The organism is Corynebacterium nasorum, from assembly GCF_022345765.1.
GTDB classification, from domain to species: Bacteria; Actinomycetota; Actinomycetes; order Mycobacteriales; family Mycobacteriaceae; genus Corynebacterium; species Corynebacterium kefirresidentii.
On the sequence record NZ_JAKRDR010000003.1, the window covers coordinates 176,788 to 192,110 of the forward strand.

The 15,323-nt window shown below is 58.9% G+C and carries 14 protein-coding genes; 3 read left to right on the forward strand and 11 right to left on the reverse strand.

The genetic code is table 11. The features are described 5' to 3' along the window. Positions 1 to 62 precede the first annotated feature (62 nt). Genes murI through clpS form a run of 5 tightly spaced genes read right to left on the reverse strand, consistent with a single transcriptional unit; the run spans position 63 to position 3,302 of the window. Positions 63 to 842: a glutamate racemase gene (murI, locus tag MHK04_RS04160; protein ID WP_239207947.1), complete on the reverse strand. Its 780-nt coding sequence runs from the start codon at positions 840 to 842 to the stop codon at positions 63 to 65. Then, positions 842 to 1,495 carry a rhomboid family intramembrane serine protease gene (locus tag MHK04_RS04165; protein ID WP_023020863.1) on the reverse strand — a complete coding sequence of 218 codons (654 nt, stop codon included), beginning with the start codon at positions 1,493 to 1,495 and terminating at the stop codon, positions 842 to 844. Before MHK04_RS04165 ends, murI begins: the two co-directional genes overlap by 1 nt. A gap of 13 nt (positions 1,496 to 1,508) precedes the next feature. After that, positions 1,509 to 2,435 carry a P1 family peptidase gene (locus MHK04_RS04170; protein ID WP_239204921.1) on the reverse strand — a complete coding sequence of 309 codons (927 nt, stop codon included), beginning with the start codon at positions 2,433 to 2,435 and terminating at the stop codon, positions 1,509 to 1,511. Continuing rightward, complete coding sequence (locus MHK04_RS04175) at positions 2,435 to 2,971, reverse strand: DUF2017 domain-containing protein (RefSeq protein WP_023020861.1); 537 nt, start codon at positions 2,969 to 2,971, stop codon at positions 2,435 to 2,437. Before MHK04_RS04175 ends, MHK04_RS04170 begins: the two co-directional genes overlap by 1 nt. Before the next feature lie 4 nt (positions 2,972 to 2,975). Continuing rightward, positions 2,976 to 3,302, reverse strand: a complete 327-nt coding sequence (clpS, locus tag MHK04_RS04180; RefSeq protein WP_023020860.1) for an ATP-dependent Clp protease adapter ClpS — start codon at positions 3,300 to 3,302, stop codon at positions 2,976 to 2,978. Positions 3,303 to 3,424: 122 nt separating this feature from the next. Between clpS and MHK04_RS04185 the strand changes: the two genes are divergently transcribed. After that, positions 3,425 to 4,753: a nicotinate phosphoribosyltransferase gene (locus tag MHK04_RS04185; RefSeq protein ID WP_034655966.1), complete on the forward strand. Its 1,329-nt coding sequence runs from the start codon at positions 3,425 to 3,427 to the stop codon at positions 4,751 to 4,753. A gap of 18 nt (positions 4,754 to 4,771) precedes the next feature. Continuing rightward, positions 4,772 to 6,751, forward strand: a complete 1,980-nt coding sequence (locus tag MHK04_RS04190; RefSeq protein WP_239207948.1) for an ATP-dependent DNA helicase — start codon at positions 4,772 to 4,774, stop codon at positions 6,749 to 6,751. On the opposite strand, the gene MHK04_RS04195 is transcribed toward MHK04_RS04190, so the two are convergent. The 4 genes from MHK04_RS04195 to nrdF form a co-directional block, all read right to left on the reverse strand. Continuing rightward, positions 6,717 to 7,448: an aminoacyl-tRNA hydrolase gene (locus MHK04_RS04195; RefSeq protein ID WP_239207949.1), complete on the reverse strand. Its 732-nt coding sequence runs from the start codon at positions 7,446 to 7,448 to the stop codon at positions 6,717 to 6,719. The two genes, MHK04_RS04190 and MHK04_RS04195, sit on opposite strands and share 35 nt — an antisense overlap. Further along, positions 7,441 to 8,631: a phosphoserine phosphatase SerB gene (gene serB / locus MHK04_RS04200; protein ID WP_239207950.1), complete on the reverse strand. Its 1,191-nt coding sequence runs from the start codon at positions 8,629 to 8,631 to the stop codon at positions 7,441 to 7,443. The genes MHK04_RS04195 and serB overlap by 8 nt, the downstream gene beginning before the upstream one ends. Before the next feature lie 101 nt (positions 8,632 to 8,732). Further along, positions 8,733 to 10,427 carry an aa3-type cytochrome oxidase subunit I gene (ctaD, locus tag MHK04_RS04205; protein ID WP_023020855.1) on the reverse strand — a complete coding sequence of 565 codons (1,695 nt, stop codon included), beginning with the start codon at positions 10,425 to 10,427 and terminating at the stop codon, positions 8,733 to 8,735. Between the two features lie 342 nt (positions 10,428 to 10,769). Continuing rightward, complete coding sequence (gene nrdF, locus MHK04_RS04210) at positions 10,770 to 11,759, reverse strand: class 1b ribonucleoside-diphosphate reductase subunit beta (protein ID WP_023020854.1); 990 nt, start codon at positions 11,757 to 11,759, stop codon at positions 10,770 to 10,772. A gap of 142 nt (positions 11,760 to 11,901) precedes the next feature. Here nrdF and MHK04_RS04215 point away from each other — a divergent pair, with 142 nt between their 5' ends. Next, positions 11,902 to 12,597, forward strand: coding sequence for a FadR/GntR family transcriptional regulator (locus tag MHK04_RS04215; RefSeq protein WP_239204913.1), 696 nt, complete (start codon positions 11,902 to 11,904; stop codon positions 12,595 to 12,597). Positions 12,598 to 12,652: 55 nt separating this feature from the next. Here MHK04_RS04215 and nrdE read toward each other — a convergent pair whose 3' ends face one another. Together nrdE and nrdI are read right to left on the reverse strand one after the other, a co-directional pair. Next, positions 12,653 to 14,815 carry a class 1b ribonucleoside-diphosphate reductase subunit alpha gene (gene nrdE, locus MHK04_RS04220; protein ID WP_023020852.1) on the reverse strand — a complete coding sequence of 721 codons (2,163 nt, stop codon included), beginning with the start codon at positions 14,813 to 14,815 and terminating at the stop codon, positions 12,653 to 12,655. Positions 14,816 to 14,869: 54 nt separating this feature from the next. After that, positions 14,870 to 15,301, reverse strand: coding sequence for a class Ib ribonucleoside-diphosphate reductase assembly flavoprotein NrdI (nrdI, locus tag MHK04_RS04225; RefSeq protein WP_023020851.1), 432 nt, complete (start codon positions 15,299 to 15,301; stop codon positions 14,870 to 14,872). Positions 15,302 to 15,323 lie beyond the last annotated feature (22 nt).

Here is a 15,323-nt window from a genome sequence, read left to right on the forward strand (position 1 = left end):
GTTCCATGAAATCGCCCCGCATGCGTACTCAACGTGCAAACGGGGGAGAAATTTGCACCTACTTATGCAATCCGCGGGCCGAGAAAGCGTGTGGCAAGGCGGGCAAAGGCTTCCGGGTCACCGGTCGATTCAAAGGTGTGGACCGGCTGAGTATCTGCGGGGGCCAACATATCGGTGTCCGTGAGAATCCGCATAACGTCCTTGGTGGTTTCCTCCGAAGATGTCACCAGCGAGACATTATCTCCCATAGCTAGCTGGATGATGCCGGTCAACAGCGGATAGTGCGTACAGCCCAAGACCAGCGTGTCTACTCCTTGTGCTTGGAGCGGGGCCAAATAGCCCTCAGCGACGCCGAGGATCTGGCGGCCGGCGGTAATGCCACGCTCTACAAAAGGAACAAAATCCGGGCAGGCGGTAGCGAAAGCCTGTACCTTCGGATTGAGCGCAAAAAGGTCCTGATAGGCGCCGGATTTGATGGTGCCTTCGGTGCCGATGACGCCAATTTTTCCGTTGCGCGTGGTGGACATGGCGCGGCGCACCGCGGGACGGATAACCTCCACGATGGGGATATCGTAGCGTTCACGCGCATCATGCAAGAAGGCGGCTGTGGCGGTATTGCACGCTATGACCAACATCTTGCAGCCTCGTTCCACCAGCCGATCTGCCACGTCCTGAGAAAAGGCGCGGACTTCTGAGATGGGCCGCGGACCGTAGGGGCTATGGGCAGTATCGCCGGTATAGATGACGGATTCGTGCGGCAGCTGTTCCATCACTGCGCGTGCCACGGTGAGTCCGCCCACGCCGGAATCAAAGATGCCAATGGGAGAGGTTGCGGTAGGCATTAGCGCTTCACTGCTTTAACCGGATCGTCCGAGGTGATGGTCATGCCGGCTAGAATGCCGCCGATGGCACCGAAAAGGTGGCCCTGCCAGCTCACGCCCTCGTAGACGGGCAGCACGCCCCACACCAGGCCGGAATAGGCAAAGCCGAGAACGATGCCCAAAATGGTCTGGATGAGCGATCGATTGAAGATACCGCGCACAATCAGATATGCCAGCCAGCCATAGACCAAACTGGACGCCCCGATGTGGGAGGTACCGGGGCCACCAATGAACCACGTGCCAAGGCCTGCGACCAGAGTGGTAATCAGGGTAACTTCCCACCAAGCCTTGCGGCCGGACAGGCCGATAAGGAAGCAGAAAATGGCGCCGGGCACCGAATTGGACATGAGGTGCTCAAAGTTTGCATGCAGCAGTGGGGCGGTAAAAATGCCCCAGATGCCGTTGAAGTCCAGCGGGCGAATGCCGTAATTGGATAGCTGGCCGCCAAAAAGGAACGCGTTAATAATGTGGACCGCCCACTCCACCACGAGGAAGCCAAAAGCTATAGAAAATCCGGTGGTGATGCGCCCGCTGCGAGTGTAGTTTTTGGAATCGCCACGATTGACCTGGCCCGCGGGCGCCGGCCGGTAGTTAAATGTTCCACCTGAAGTCATAATGCGCCTTATCTTAGTCCAGCAGATCGCGGTACACGCTCAAGCCCAAGCCAGGCTCGGCGGCGGTAACCGCGTTGACAATCGCTTCCTCCACGGCATCGGCGGCAGCGGCGCAAATCTGGGTCATTATCTGCGTGCTGAGTTCGGCCGGGCGCTGCGCGGTGGATAAGGCGAAGATGGTGTCACCATCTAGCGGTGAATGCGCAGGACGCACCGCGCGGGCGATGCCATCGTGGGCAGTCATGGCCAAGCGCTGGGCTTGGGCAGTGTTAATGGGGGCGTCGGTAAGCACGGCACCGATGGTGGTATTGAGCTTGGACTCCGCTGGATGTGGCAAGGCGCGGTAGGCAGCAGCATTGACCGCGGTGCTCCCTGGCGCACCGTAGAGCCGGCCGGACTGCGGATCGATGACCTCACCCACAGGGTTGGCGACCATCGCGGCGCTAACCTCGTAATTTCCTACCCGGCGCGTAGCTAGGCCGAAGCCACCCCGCAGCTTGCCGGCGGTAGCACCCACGCCGGCTCCCACCGTGCCCATGGTTTCATCATTGCCCGCCAGCGCGGCTCGGAGCGCGGCCGCGCCCTCTTCCGGCCCGGGTCGGGAAGGCCCGACCAAGAGGTCAAAAATGACGGCACCGGGAACGATGGGCACACGCGGACCGGGTTTTTCCTCGCCAAAGACCGGGAAGCCAATCCCCTGCTCTGCCAGCTCATTCATCACGCCGTCCGCGGCTGCCAAGCCAAAGGCGGAGCCGCCCGACAACACCACTGCGTGAACCCGCTCGACCGTATTATGTGGCTGCAAGAGATCCGTTTCCCGGGTGCCTGGTCCGCCACCGCGCACGTCGACGCTGCCGAGCGCGCCGCCCGGCCCGCAATAGAGCACCGTGACGCCGGTATCGGTGCCGCTAAAATGCCCGATGCTAATGCCGCCCAGCATTAATCCATCAGCACCTGAAGTAGCGAATCCTGGCAAAAGGCAAGCCATTCCACCAGGCTATCGCGGTCCAACATCAGGTTGTCATCAGAAACATCGCCCGCCGCAACGTAGAGGCGCAGATCGTTTAGGCCGGCAACGAAGGCGTGGGCCTCCTGCTCATTAATGCTGACCTCTACCCCACCGGTGGGGCCGAGAGCCGTGCCGATCACCTGGAGGTTTTCCAATTTGGCGCGCGCAATGTCATTTTCGTGCAGCGAACGCAGCAAAGAAGCATCGCCTTCGTATTCCTCATCGCCGGGCATTTCAAAGTCTGGAAAGAGGCGGGCCAGTGAAGGATCTTCTGGGGCTTCCGTATGCCCAGTAGGCATATCCAGCATCTCTGCTAGCTCATCCTTAGGTGCAGACTGCGCACGCTCGATGATCGCCTCAGAGACGGTAGCGGTGAGATCTCCCAAAACCTCGCGCTCCATCGGCTCAAAGACAGCCGTAATTTTTGGCGCGCGCATAAGGGACTTCTTTTTCTTCCATGGTTGCATCTAGTTAACCTGCCTGCTGCATCGTCGCCCACAGACCAGCGATCTGGAGCTTTTTCACGTCCGCTTCAATCTTGTCGCGCTCGCCGCTGGACACGGCGGCCTTGCCCTCAGTATGGACCTGCATCATAAGTTCATTGGCCCGCTTCTTGTCGTATCCCAAAACCGTTTGGAATACATAGGACACGTAGCTCATGAGGTTGACTGGGTCATCCCACACGATGCACATCCACGGGAGGTTCTCGCTCGTGGCCACATCTACGTCGATTTCTTCGTCCAATTCGGGCGTAGCCATAGGAGAGCTCATGCGGACTACGGGAAATTGCGCCTTCATGCTTTCTAGCCTAACCACTTTTGGGGATTTATTGTGGGCCAGCCCGATCTAGCTGCGGACAATCTAGGTCCAAAGAATCTAAACCTCTGAAAAACACCTAGTCAGTGGGTATTATCACTCACGTGAATGACAAAGCTATTCCTAATGATCGCTCCACCGCTTTACTGACGGATAAATACGAGCTCACTATGCTCCAGGCCGCGCTGCGAGACGGCTCGGCAAACCGCCAGGTCACCTGCGAGGTATTCGGCCGCCGCCTGCCCAATGAGCGCCGCTACGGCGTGGTTGCCGGCACCGAGCGGGTCCTGCGGGCGGTGGAGGATTTCCGCTTTTCAGCCAATCAATTGGCAGAGATGGACTTCCTCGATGAGAAAACCAAGGAATACCTGCGTCACTACCGCTTTTCTGGGCAGATTGACGGCTACCGCGAGGGTGAACTCTATTTCCCCAACTCCCCCATCTTGACGGTGCGCGGCACCTTTGGAGAGTGCCTCATTTTGGAGACCGTTATTTTGTCCATCATGAATGCCGATTCCGCGGTGGCCTCGGCCGCCTCCCGCATGGTCACGGCGGCCGATGGCCGCCCGATTATCGAGATGGGTTCGCGCCGCACCCACGAGTATGCGGCGGTAACCTCCGCCCGCGCGGCCTACCTGGCTGGCTTCGAAGCCACCTCCAATTTGGAGGCGGGCTACCGCTACGGCATCCCTGTCTCCGGCACCGCGGCCCACTCCTGGACTTTGGCGCACACAAACCCGGATGGCACTCCGAACGAAGAGGCCGCCTTCCGTTCCCAGATCGAGACCTTGGGCGTGGACACCACGTTACTGGTGGATACCTATGACATCACCAAGGGCGTAGAAACCGCAGTGAAAGTAGGTGGCCCGCAGCTAGGTGGGGTCCGCATAGATTCCGGTGACTTGGGCGCCGTTACCCGCCGCGTGCGCAAACAGCTGGATGATTTGGGCAACCACAACACCAATATCGTGGTCTCTTCCGACCTCGACGAGTTCGCTATCGCCGGCCTGCGCGGCGATCCGGTAGACGTCTACGGCGTCGGTACGTCTGTGGCAACCGGGTCTGGCGCACCGACCGCCGGCATGGTCTACAAGGTCGTAGAAGTAGACGGCATCCCAGTGGCCAAGCGCTCTACTTCCAAGCAGTCCGTCGGCGGTGCCAAGCGCGCGCTACGCACCTACCGTTCCTCGGGCGTGGCGGTGGAAGAGATCGTCTATCCCTTTGACGCGCCCGCGCCAGATACCGGCCAGCTCGATACCCGCGAGATGACCATTCCGCTCATGCGCGATGGACACATCGTGGATGAGCTGCCGGATCTGCATGCCTCCCGCGAGTATTTGGATCAGGCCCGCAAGACCCTGCCGTGGGAAGGCCTAGCGCTCTCCCGCGATGAAGCAGCAGTGCCCACACGGATGGTGGGCTTTAAAAAGTAGGCCGCTAGACTGTGTGGGGTGAGTGAGCACGCAGATGAGCCCCTAAACCTTGACACGGAAACGCTGCTAGACAAGGCCGTTGCTGCGTTGGGTGGCAGCCAGCGCGAAGGCCAGGTGCGCATGGCCACGGCCGTCGCGGCCGCGCTCGATAAGGAGCGCCACTTAGCAGTGCAGGCCGGTACCGGCACCGGTAAGTCGCTGGCCTACCTAGTCCCGGCTATCCGGCATGCAATGAACTCAGGGTCCACTGTCATCGTCTCCACCGCGACCCTGGCATTGCAGCGCCAGCTGGTGGAGCGCGATCTGCCCCGGCTCACGAAGGCCCTTGCCCCTGTTATGGAGCGCACTCCTACCTTCGCCATCATGAAGGGCCGCAATAACTACCTGTGCATGAATAAGATTGCGGCTACCCCGGATGACCCGGAAGCTCTTATCGACGAATCCGAGATCTCCCGCCGCGGCAAGGCCGTGCGCCGCATCCACGAATGGGCGCAAGAAACCGAAACCGGTGACCGCGATGACCTCGAGCCAGGTGTACCGGACCTAGTGTGGCGGGCGGTGTCGGTAACGTCCAACGAGTGCTTGGGGGCTTCGCGTTGCCCGCACGGGCCAGACTGTTTTGCGGAAGAAGCTCGCAGGGCGGCTGCCGACGTCGATATCGTGGTCACCAACCACGCCATGCTGGCCATCGACGCTATCTCTGAGGCAAATATTTTGCCCGAACACGACGTGGCCATTATCGATGAGGCCCACGAGCTCGACGGCCGGATCACCTCCGTGTCCACCGCGGAGATTACTACCCGCGCCATCAAGATGGCCGCCAACCGCGCGAAGTCCTTAGGCAATGCCGGCAACCTTTCGGATCTGGCCGAGGAATTCGATGACCTGATGAAAATCCAGGAGCCCGGACGGTGGACCGACTTGGATGAAACTTCGCAGGGCCACCTGCGCGCGCTCGCCGAAGAGTTCCTGCGCGTTAAGTCTCTCGTTTCACGCGCACCCGAAGGCGAAGCCACCGATGACCCAGAAAAGAACGCCGAGCGACAAAACTTAAGCAACCACCTCTCCGACCTCGCGCAAGCCGTATCCCGCATGCTGGAGGTCTTCGCCACCGATGACCCAGCCAAGCAGGACGACGTAGTCTGGCTCGAACGCGATCCGCGCAGCGACGCCGAAACCCTCGCCGTGGCACCCCTGTCCATCGCCCACATGCTGCGCGAGAACCTCTTTGGGGAACAAACTGTAGTGCTTACCTCGGCCACTCTCGCCCTCGGCGGCCGCTTTGATGCTATGGCCGCACAGTGGGGCATGCCGAGCGGCACCTATGACACCTTGGACGCGGGCACGCCCTTCGACCCAGCCAAATCCGGCATTTTATACACCGCCAAGCATCTGCCCGCTCCGGGCCGCGAGGGGCTGTCTAAAGAATCGATCGAGGAGATCTATGAGCTCATCATGGCCGCCGGCGGGCGCACTCTCGGATTGTTTTCCTCTCGCCGGGCCGCGGAAGAAGCAGCCGCCGCGCTCAAACCCCGTATCCCGTTTGACCTCTTCGTGCAGGGCGAAGATTCCATCGGTGCGCTAGTAGAGAAATTCTCGCAGAAGGAAAACTCCTGCCTCTTCGGAACGCTTACCCTATGGCAGGGCGTGGACGTGCCAGGGCCGGCGTGCTCGCTGGTCATCATCGACCGCATTCCATTCCCTCGCCCAGACGATCCCCTCATGCAGGCGCGCGCCCAAGCAGCCGATGCCGCCGGCCGCTCCGGGTTCATGGAGGTCTCCGCCAATCACGCCGCCTTGCTGATGGCGCAGGGAGCCGGCCGTCTGCTGCGCCACGTGACCGATCGCGGCGTGGTCGCCGTGCTTGATAACCGCCTGGAGTATAAGCGCTACGGCAGCTTCCTCAAGGCCTCCATGCCGCGCTTTTGGCAGACCACTGACGCGAGCACGGTCCGGGGTGCGCTTAAGCGATTGGTCGCCACAGGGCGCACACGGTAGCCGAGTCTGGCGCGATTTCCGTAAAGCCGGCGTCAACGATGACCACGGCGCCGTCCTGTGCGCAGGCGGTGCGAAAATCCGTCGCGGAAACCTCGCGCACCGAAAGCCGAAAGTCAGTTTCTGCCCAGTCGCGTGCTTCATCCACCGACATCGCAGCGGCCAGCATCATCGAGCCGTGGCCTACCTGTGCCGCGACTTTGCCCGCAGACATGTCGAGGCTGCGGTCGACGTAGATAACGGGGGCATCGCTAAGCGGGGCTGCGGGTTCGTCATAGGCAAGGTCGGTGTGGCCGATCTGCAGCTTGGCAATGAGAGGATCCACCTCTGCTACGGCCGAGGGCGCAAAAGCGCGGGCGCGGTCCGCTACGGTCACGCCGGGCAGGCTTTGTACATCGCGCCACGCTTTATTGCGCGCGCGGCGGGCGATCTTGCGGATGCGGTGGCCATACCACTGCCCCAGCGCCTGCGCGAAGGCGCCGTCCTCGCCCGCGCGCTCGTCGAGGCACACCGCCACCACAGCGCGCGCGGCCGCTTCTAGCACCGCCGTACGTGTCGGCGGCTCCTGCTTCGGCAGATTAAGCGCAATCTGCATAGCTTGAATCGTGGCCGGATCATCTGGGTTCTCGGGATCATCGCGCCAGGAGCGTGAATCACAGGCTTCCACCAAACGCTGATGCGCTCTTTCGAATTTATTCATCAACAACCTCCTCGGCCGGAATACCCAAAATTTGCAGGACCTCATCCAACCGCCGGTGGTTCACAGAGGTATCTGCCACTTCCTGCAGGGCTGGTTTAGCATTGAAGGCAATCCCCAGCCCAGCAGCAGAAATCATATCGATGTCATTGGCGCCATCGCCCACGGCCACCGTCTGCTGCATACTCACCCCGGAATCCGCAGCGAACTCCCGGAGGAATTCCTCCTTCGCTTTGCGGTCAACCACCGTGCCGGTCACCCGGCCGGTGAGCTTCCCATCTGCGATCTCCAAGGTATTGGCGCGCACATAGTCCAATTCCATCTCCGCAGCTAGGCCCTCTAATACTTGGATGAATCCGCCGGAGACCACCGCAGTGCGGTAGCCAATGCGATTCAACGTGGCGATGGTTTCCCGGGCGCCCGGAGTCAATTGAATATCGCGGGCCACCTCATCGATAATGGCGGCATCCAGCCCAGCCAGCACGGCGACTCGTTCACGCAGGGAAGCCTCAAAGTCCAGCTCCCCGCGCATGGCCCGGGCTGTTACAGCGGCAACCTCGTTCTCCTTTCCCGCATGGGCGGCCAGCATCTCGATGACCTCGCCTTGAATGAGGGTGCTATCGCAGTCGAAGCACACCAAACGCTTGGAACGCCGACCCAGGCCCGCGGGTTCAATGGCGATATCGATGCCGATCTGCTGCGCCAGCTCCGCTAATGCCTGGCGCACAGGTGCGGCGGAACCATCGAGAGATAGGAAAAGCTCCAGCCCGGTCAACGGAGAGGTTGAAAGCCCGCGGATGCGATCGATATTGGCATCGAAGTTGGCCAGTACGCGGGCAACTTCCTCCATGTGATGGGCGGTAACCTGCGTGCCCATGAGGACCACCACATAGCTCGAGCGGGCTCGAGCGGTGGATTTTTCCTCCCGCAGGTCTACAGATACCTGCTGACCGTAAATGCTCAAGGTATTGCGCAGCCCCTGTGCAATTTGCTCGGCGCGCGCCCCGGGAATGAGGGTATGGGCAGCGAGGGTAATGCGGCCGGAAAAGATGGCTTGTTCGACGTCGACAAGCGTGGCGTTATGGGCCGCCAGAACGCGGAAAAAGGCCGCCGAGACCCCAGGCTTATCCGGCCCGCTGGTGGTGATGACTGCATTGGTATCAGCTTGAGTACTCACGCCGCCCATTATCGCACGTGGGGTACAGAAGATACGCCAAAGCCGCCTCCCATTACCCATTAAGGGCCGGGAGGCGGCTTTAGTCAGGAGTTTGTGCGAGTTACTTCGCTTTAGTGGCTACCCACGTGTGCTTCCTCGCGCATGCGCTGAACCATATGCGGGTAGTGCAGCTCGAAGGCCGGACGCTCGGAGCGGATACGCGGCAGGGACACGAAGTTGTGGCGCGGCGGTGGGCAGGAGGTTGCCCACTCGAGGGAGTTGCCGTAGCCCCATGGGTCATCCACGGTGACAATCTCGCCGTAGCGCCAGGACTTGAATACGTTCCAAATCAGCGGGATGACGGAGGCGCCGAGGACGAAGGAGAAGATGGTGGAAATCTGGTTGAAGACCGTGAAGCCATCAGACTCCAAGTAGTCAGCGTAACGACGCGGCATACCCATGTTGCCTACCCAGTGCTGAACCAAGAAGGTGCCGTGGAAGCCGATGAAGGTCAGCCAGAAGTGAATCTTACCCAAACGCTCATCCAGCATACGGCCGGTCATCTTCGGGAACCAGAAGTACAGACCCGCGAAGGCGGAGAACACAACGGTACCGAACAGGGTGTAGTGGAAGTGAGCAATCAAGAAGTAGGACTCAGCCAAGTGGAAGTCCAATGCCGGGGATGCCAGCATAACGCCGGTCATGCCGCCGAAGAGGAAGGTTGCCATGAAGCCCATAGCGAAGATCATCGGGGTATCCCAGGTGATGTGGCCCTTCCACATGGTGCCGACCCAGTTGAAGAACTTAACGCCGGTAGGCACCGCAATAAGGAACGTCATGAAGGAGAAGAACGGCAGCAGGATAGCGCCGGTAACGAACATGTGGTGAGCCCACACAGCCATGGACAGGGCGCCGATGGCCAGCAGTGCGAAGACCAGGCCGATGTAGCCGAAGACCGGCTTGCGGGAGAAGACCGGAACAACCTCAGAAACAACGCCGAAGAATGGCAGTGCAAGGACATAAACCTCAGGGTGGCCGAAGAACCAGAACAGGTGCTGCCACAGGATGCCGCCACCGTTAGCGGAATCGTAGATGTGGCCGCCCAGCTTGCGGTCATACAGGACGCCCAGTGCTGCAGCGGTCAGCAGCGGGAAGATCATCAGCACGATGGCGGATGCGGTGAATACGGCCCAGCTGAATACCGGCAGGCGGAACATGGTCATGCCCGGTGCGCGCAAGGTCAGGATGGTCGTGATCATGTTGATAGCGGAGGCAATGGTACCGACACCGGTAGCGCCCACGCCGACGATCCACATATCGGCGCCAATGCCCGGGGTGTGGACACCATCAGCCAGCGGCATGTACATGGTCCAGCCGAAGTCAGCTGCACCACCTGGGGTGACGAAGCCCAGCAGCATCACGGTGCCGCCCAGCAGGGTAACCCAGAAGCCGAAGGCGTTCAGACGCGGGAAGGCCACGTCCGGCGCGCCAATTTGCAGCGGCAGGATGTAGTTACCAAAGCCCCACACAACTGGGGTTGCAAACAGCAACAGCATCACGGTGCCGTGCATGGTGAACAGCTGGTTGAACTGCTCATTAGACAAGAACTGGAGACCCGGGGTGAACAGCTCCGCGCGGATCAACAGTGCCATAAAGCCACCGAGGAAGAAGAAGCTGAAGGACATGATCAAGTACATGATGCCCAGCTGCTTGTGGTCGGTGGTGGTTAGAAATACCCAAGCCTTTGAACCGGTCTTCGCATTACCGGTTGGCTCTGGACGTGTAGGGGCGACGTAATCGTCGACCCGTGGCGCCACAGCGGTCATAAAATCCTCCTGATTAACAAAGTGCCTGTGGGCAGGGCCCACCTACACCTAGGTTTACTCGCATTATATTAGGCCATTTTCCCTTGTTCTTTCCAGCTTCCCCCAATGATGAGCCGCACGACCACGCCTCGACACTAACCACATCTTTCACATAGGCCCTGCACGTGGCGCGGCCGCCAATTCCGGCACGGATTTTCGGCCCCCAATTACCGTGCTATATGTCACAGACACGCTTAATTGTGCACCCCCAAAACGCGAAAACACACCCCCGCTCGTTATCAACCTTTCGATTGATTTAGAGCAGAAGGTGTGCCGCTAGACCACGCTGATCAGCGGGAATGCTTAGAAGTCCCAGTCGTCATCCGTGGTATCCTCAGCCTTACCAATGACATAGGAAGAACCGGATCCAGAGAAGAAATCATGGTTCTCATCGGCGTTCGGGGAAAGCGAGGACAAAATGGCCGGCGAAACGCGGGTCTCATCGGCCGGGAAGAGCCCCTCGAAGCCCAAGTTATTCAGCGCCTTATTGGCGTTATAGCGCAGGAAGCGCTTAACGTCCTCAGTCCAGCCCAAGTCATCGTAGAGATCCTCGGTGTAGTCGATCTCATTGTCATACAGGTCGTAGACCAAGTCGAAGGTGTATTCCTTCAGCTCCGCCTGGCGCTCCTCATCCAGCTGCTTATAGGCCTGCTGGAACTTGTAGCCAATGTAGTAGCCGTGCACGGCTTCATCGCGGATAATCAGGCGAATGATATCGGCGGTATTGGTGAGCTTCGCGCGGGAAGAGAAGTACATCGGTAGATAGAAGCCGGAGTAGAACAAGAAGGACTCCAGCAAAGTGGAGGCCACCTTCTTCTTCAGCGGATCCTCGCCCTTGTAATAGGACAAGATGATCTTGGCCTTCTTCTGCAGGTTCTCGTTTTCTTCGGACCAGCGGAAGGCATCGTTGATCATGGGTGTGGACGCCAAGGTCATAAAGATATTGGAATAGGACTTGGCGTGCACGGACTCCATAAACGCAATGTTGGTGTAGACCGCCTCTTCGTGCAGGGTCTGGGAATCCGGGAGGAGGGAAATCGCACCGACGGTGCCCTGGATGGTATCCAGCAGCGTCAGGCCGGTGAAAACCCGCATGGTGGTTTCCTTTTCCTTCTCCGTCAGCGTCTTCCAGCTGGGAAGGTCATTGGAGACTGGGACCTTTTCTGGCAGCCAGAAATTACCGGTGAGGCGCTCCCATACCTCGAGGTCCTTTTCATCCGGGATGCTATTCCAGTTAATGGCCTTAACTGGCTTTTCATGACTAGAAACGTAGTCATCGTACTCGTGCGACACGCGGCGTCACTCCAATACTAAAAACGGACAAATTCAGGTCTCCAGCATACCCAATTCGCCCGCCCTCTAAGCCATTGTGCTGGATACCACTTACCTATACTGATTCCAGTTACTTCGGAGCATGCAAAGAAAGGATTTCCGCATGAGTGCCACCCCTCCCCTGCTGGGTTCCGTGGTGGATAGGCTCGGCGCCGAGATCGTAAGCGGAGACATCGCCGAGGGCGAGCGGTTCCGTCTGGGGGACGTCGAAAAGCGCTTTGGCATCTCCCGCACAGTGGCCCGTGAGGCCATGCGCACGCTCGAACACCTCGGCATGGTCCGCTCTGGGCGTCGCGTGGGAATCACGGTGCTGCCGATGGATAGTTGGGCGGTATATGACCCGGCGATCATCGGCTGGCGGTTAAATGATGACAAAACCCGCGGGCAGCAAGTGGCACGCCTCAACGAGTTGCGGCTGGGAATTGAACCGGTGGCAGCCCGACTCGCAGCCGGCAATGCCAGCGCCCGGCAGCGGGCGGAGCTCCTTCGCCTCGCCGCGCGTTTAGCCGAGCTAGAATCCACTCCTTCCCCGCGCGTGGGCGAGGAACTGGAAACCGATCTGCGTTTCCACACTTTAATTTTGCGGGCTTCCGGCAATGAGATGCTGGCCGCGCTCGCCCCTTCGCTAGTAGCCATGCTCAAGGGCAAGTCCGTCTTTGGTTCCCGCAAGCGCGATCCGATAGGCGGGACCACACAACTGCACATGGAGCTGGCCCGCGCCATTGATGCTGGGCTTGCCGACGCCGCCGAAAGCACCTCCCGCACCATCCTCGACCGCACCAGGGCAGAAAACGGTTAAACGCCTCGATGCACGTCCTTCCCCACGACGTGCATCGAGGCGTTCTACCTACCGTTTAGAGCATGCAGGATACGCAGCCCTCGACCTCGGTGCCCTCCAGCGCCATCTGGCGCAGGCGGATGTAATACAAGGTCTTAATCCCCTTGCGCCACGCATAAATCTGCGCACGGTTGACATCGCGGGTGGTTGCGGTGTCCTTGAAGAAGAGGGTGAGCGATAGACCTTGGTCCACATACTTAGTGGCTACGGCATAGGTATCGACGATCTTCTCGAAGCCGATCTCATAAGAGTCCTTGAAGTACTCCAAGTTGTCATTATCCATGTGCGGCGCCGGGTAGTAGACGCGACCGATCTTGCCTTCCTTGCGGATCTCAATCTTGGAAGCAATCGGGTGGATGGATGAGGTGGAGTTATTGATATAGGAAATCGAACCCGTCGGTGGCACTGCCTGCAGGTTGCGATTATATAGTCCGTACTTGGCCACGTCCTGCTTCAACTCCTCCCAGTCCTGGGCGGACGGGGTGTGGATCGAAGAGGACCCGAAAAGCTCCTGGACCTTCTTTGTCTGCGGCTTGAACTCTTCCGGATCGTAGCGGTCGAAGAATTCGCCGGAGGCGTACTCGGACTGCGGGAACTCCTTAAAGTACTCACCGCGCTCGCGGGCAATCTTATTAGAGGCACGCAATGCCGCATACAGCACGGCCGCGAAGTAGGCATTAGTGAAATCCAAGCCTTCTTCCGAGCCATACTCGATGTGCTCGCGACCCAAGTAACCGTGGAGGTTCATCTGGCCCAAGCCGATAGCATGAGACTCATCGTTTCCGCGGCGCACAGACGGCACGGAATCGATGGACGTCTTATCCGCCACAGCGGTCAGGCCACGGATGGCAGTCTCCACCGTAGTGGCGAAGTCCGGCGAATCCATGGTCATCGCGATATTCAGCGAGCCCAGGTTACAAGAGATATCGCTGCCCAGCTCCTGGTAGGTCAGATCCGCATTGAATTCGGAAGCGGAGTTAACCTGCAGGATCTCCGAGCACAGGTTGGACATGTTGATCCACGATGTCTTTACCGGGTTGGCGCGGTTCACGGTGTCCTCGAACATGATGTACGGGTAGCCGGACTCGAATTGCAGCTCTGCCACGGTCTGGAAGAAGTGACGGGCGTTGATCTTCTTCTTACGGATGCGTGGGTCTTCCACCATCTCCTCATAGTGCTCAGTAACGGAAATGTCACCGAAGGCCTTGCCATAGACGCGCTCTACGTCATACGGCGAGAAGAGGTACATATCGTCATTGCGCTTGGCCAGCTCGAAGGTGATATCCGGCACGACGATGCCCAGCGAGAGGGTCTTAATGCGGATTTTCTCGTCCGCGTTCTCACGCTTGGTATCCAGGAAGTCCATGATGTCTGGGTGGTGCGCATTGAGATAGACCGCACCAGCGCCCTGGCGGGCACCAAGCTGGTTGGCATAGGAGAAGGAATCCTCCAGCAGTTTCATTACTGGGATAACACCGGAAGACTGGTTCTCAATGTGCTTAATGGGCGCGCCGGATTCACGAATATTAGACAGCAGCAGGGCCACGCCGCCGCCGCGCTTGGAAAGCTGCAGCGCGGAGTTGATGGAGCGTCCAATGGACTCCATATTGTCCTCGATGCGCAGCAGGAAGCAGGACACGAGCTCGCCACGCTGGGCCTTGCCGGCGTTGAGGAAGGTTGGGGTGGCCGGCTGGAAACGGCCGTTCATAATCTCGTCCACAAGGCGCTCTGCCAAGCCAGTATCACCATCTGCCAAGAATAGGGCCGTCATGGAGACACGATCCTCAAAGCGCTCGAGGTAGCGGCGACCATCAAAGGTCTTCAGCGTGTAGCTGGTGTAGTACTTATACGCGCCCAGGAAAGACTTGAAGCGGAATTTATAGGAATAAGCGCGCTTAAAAAGCTCCTTAATAAAGGAGAAGTCATACTGCTCGATGACTCGTGGGTCGTAGTACTTGTTATTAATCAGGTAATCGATCTTTTCTTCCAGATCATGGAAGTAGACCGTGTTTTGATTAACGTGCTGCAGGAAGAATTGGTTTGCGGCCTCGCGGTCTTTATCAAACTGAATCTTGCCGTTTGCATCGTAGAGATTCAGCATCGCGTTGAGAGCGTGGTAGTCCAACTGCTCTTCCGGCTTTACTGGCTCGGCGACGGTCTTCCCCAATTGCGTACTCACAGCTGACAAGGCCTTTCTTAAAAATCAGGATCTTTATTTAAGTCGTGGTGGGTGCTAGGCCGCGGCCTCGAGCCCAAGCTCGGCGGCGTTAGCCATTAAGCCTTCACGACAAATTTTTATATCGTCATCGTTTCCCAGCAACTCGAAACGATATACATAGGGCACTTTACATTTGGCACTGATGACGTCACCAGCCTTGCCAAAGTCGGCGCCAAAATTGCTATTACCACCCGCGATTACCGCGCGAATGAAACTGCGGTTGTGCTCATCATTAAGGAACTTAATTACCTGTGAGGGCACGGGTCGGGAATTTTGGTGGCTAATGGACGCGCCCCCGCCATAGGTGGGACACACCAAGACATAAGGTTCGTTGACCTTGAGGGGCTCCTCCGTGCGGCGCAGCGGAATGCGCGCGCTGGGAAAGCCCAGTTTCTGCACGAACCGGTGCGTATTTTCCGTTGCGGAGGAAAAATACACGACCAACATCGCTACTGGCCTCCCCTACCCC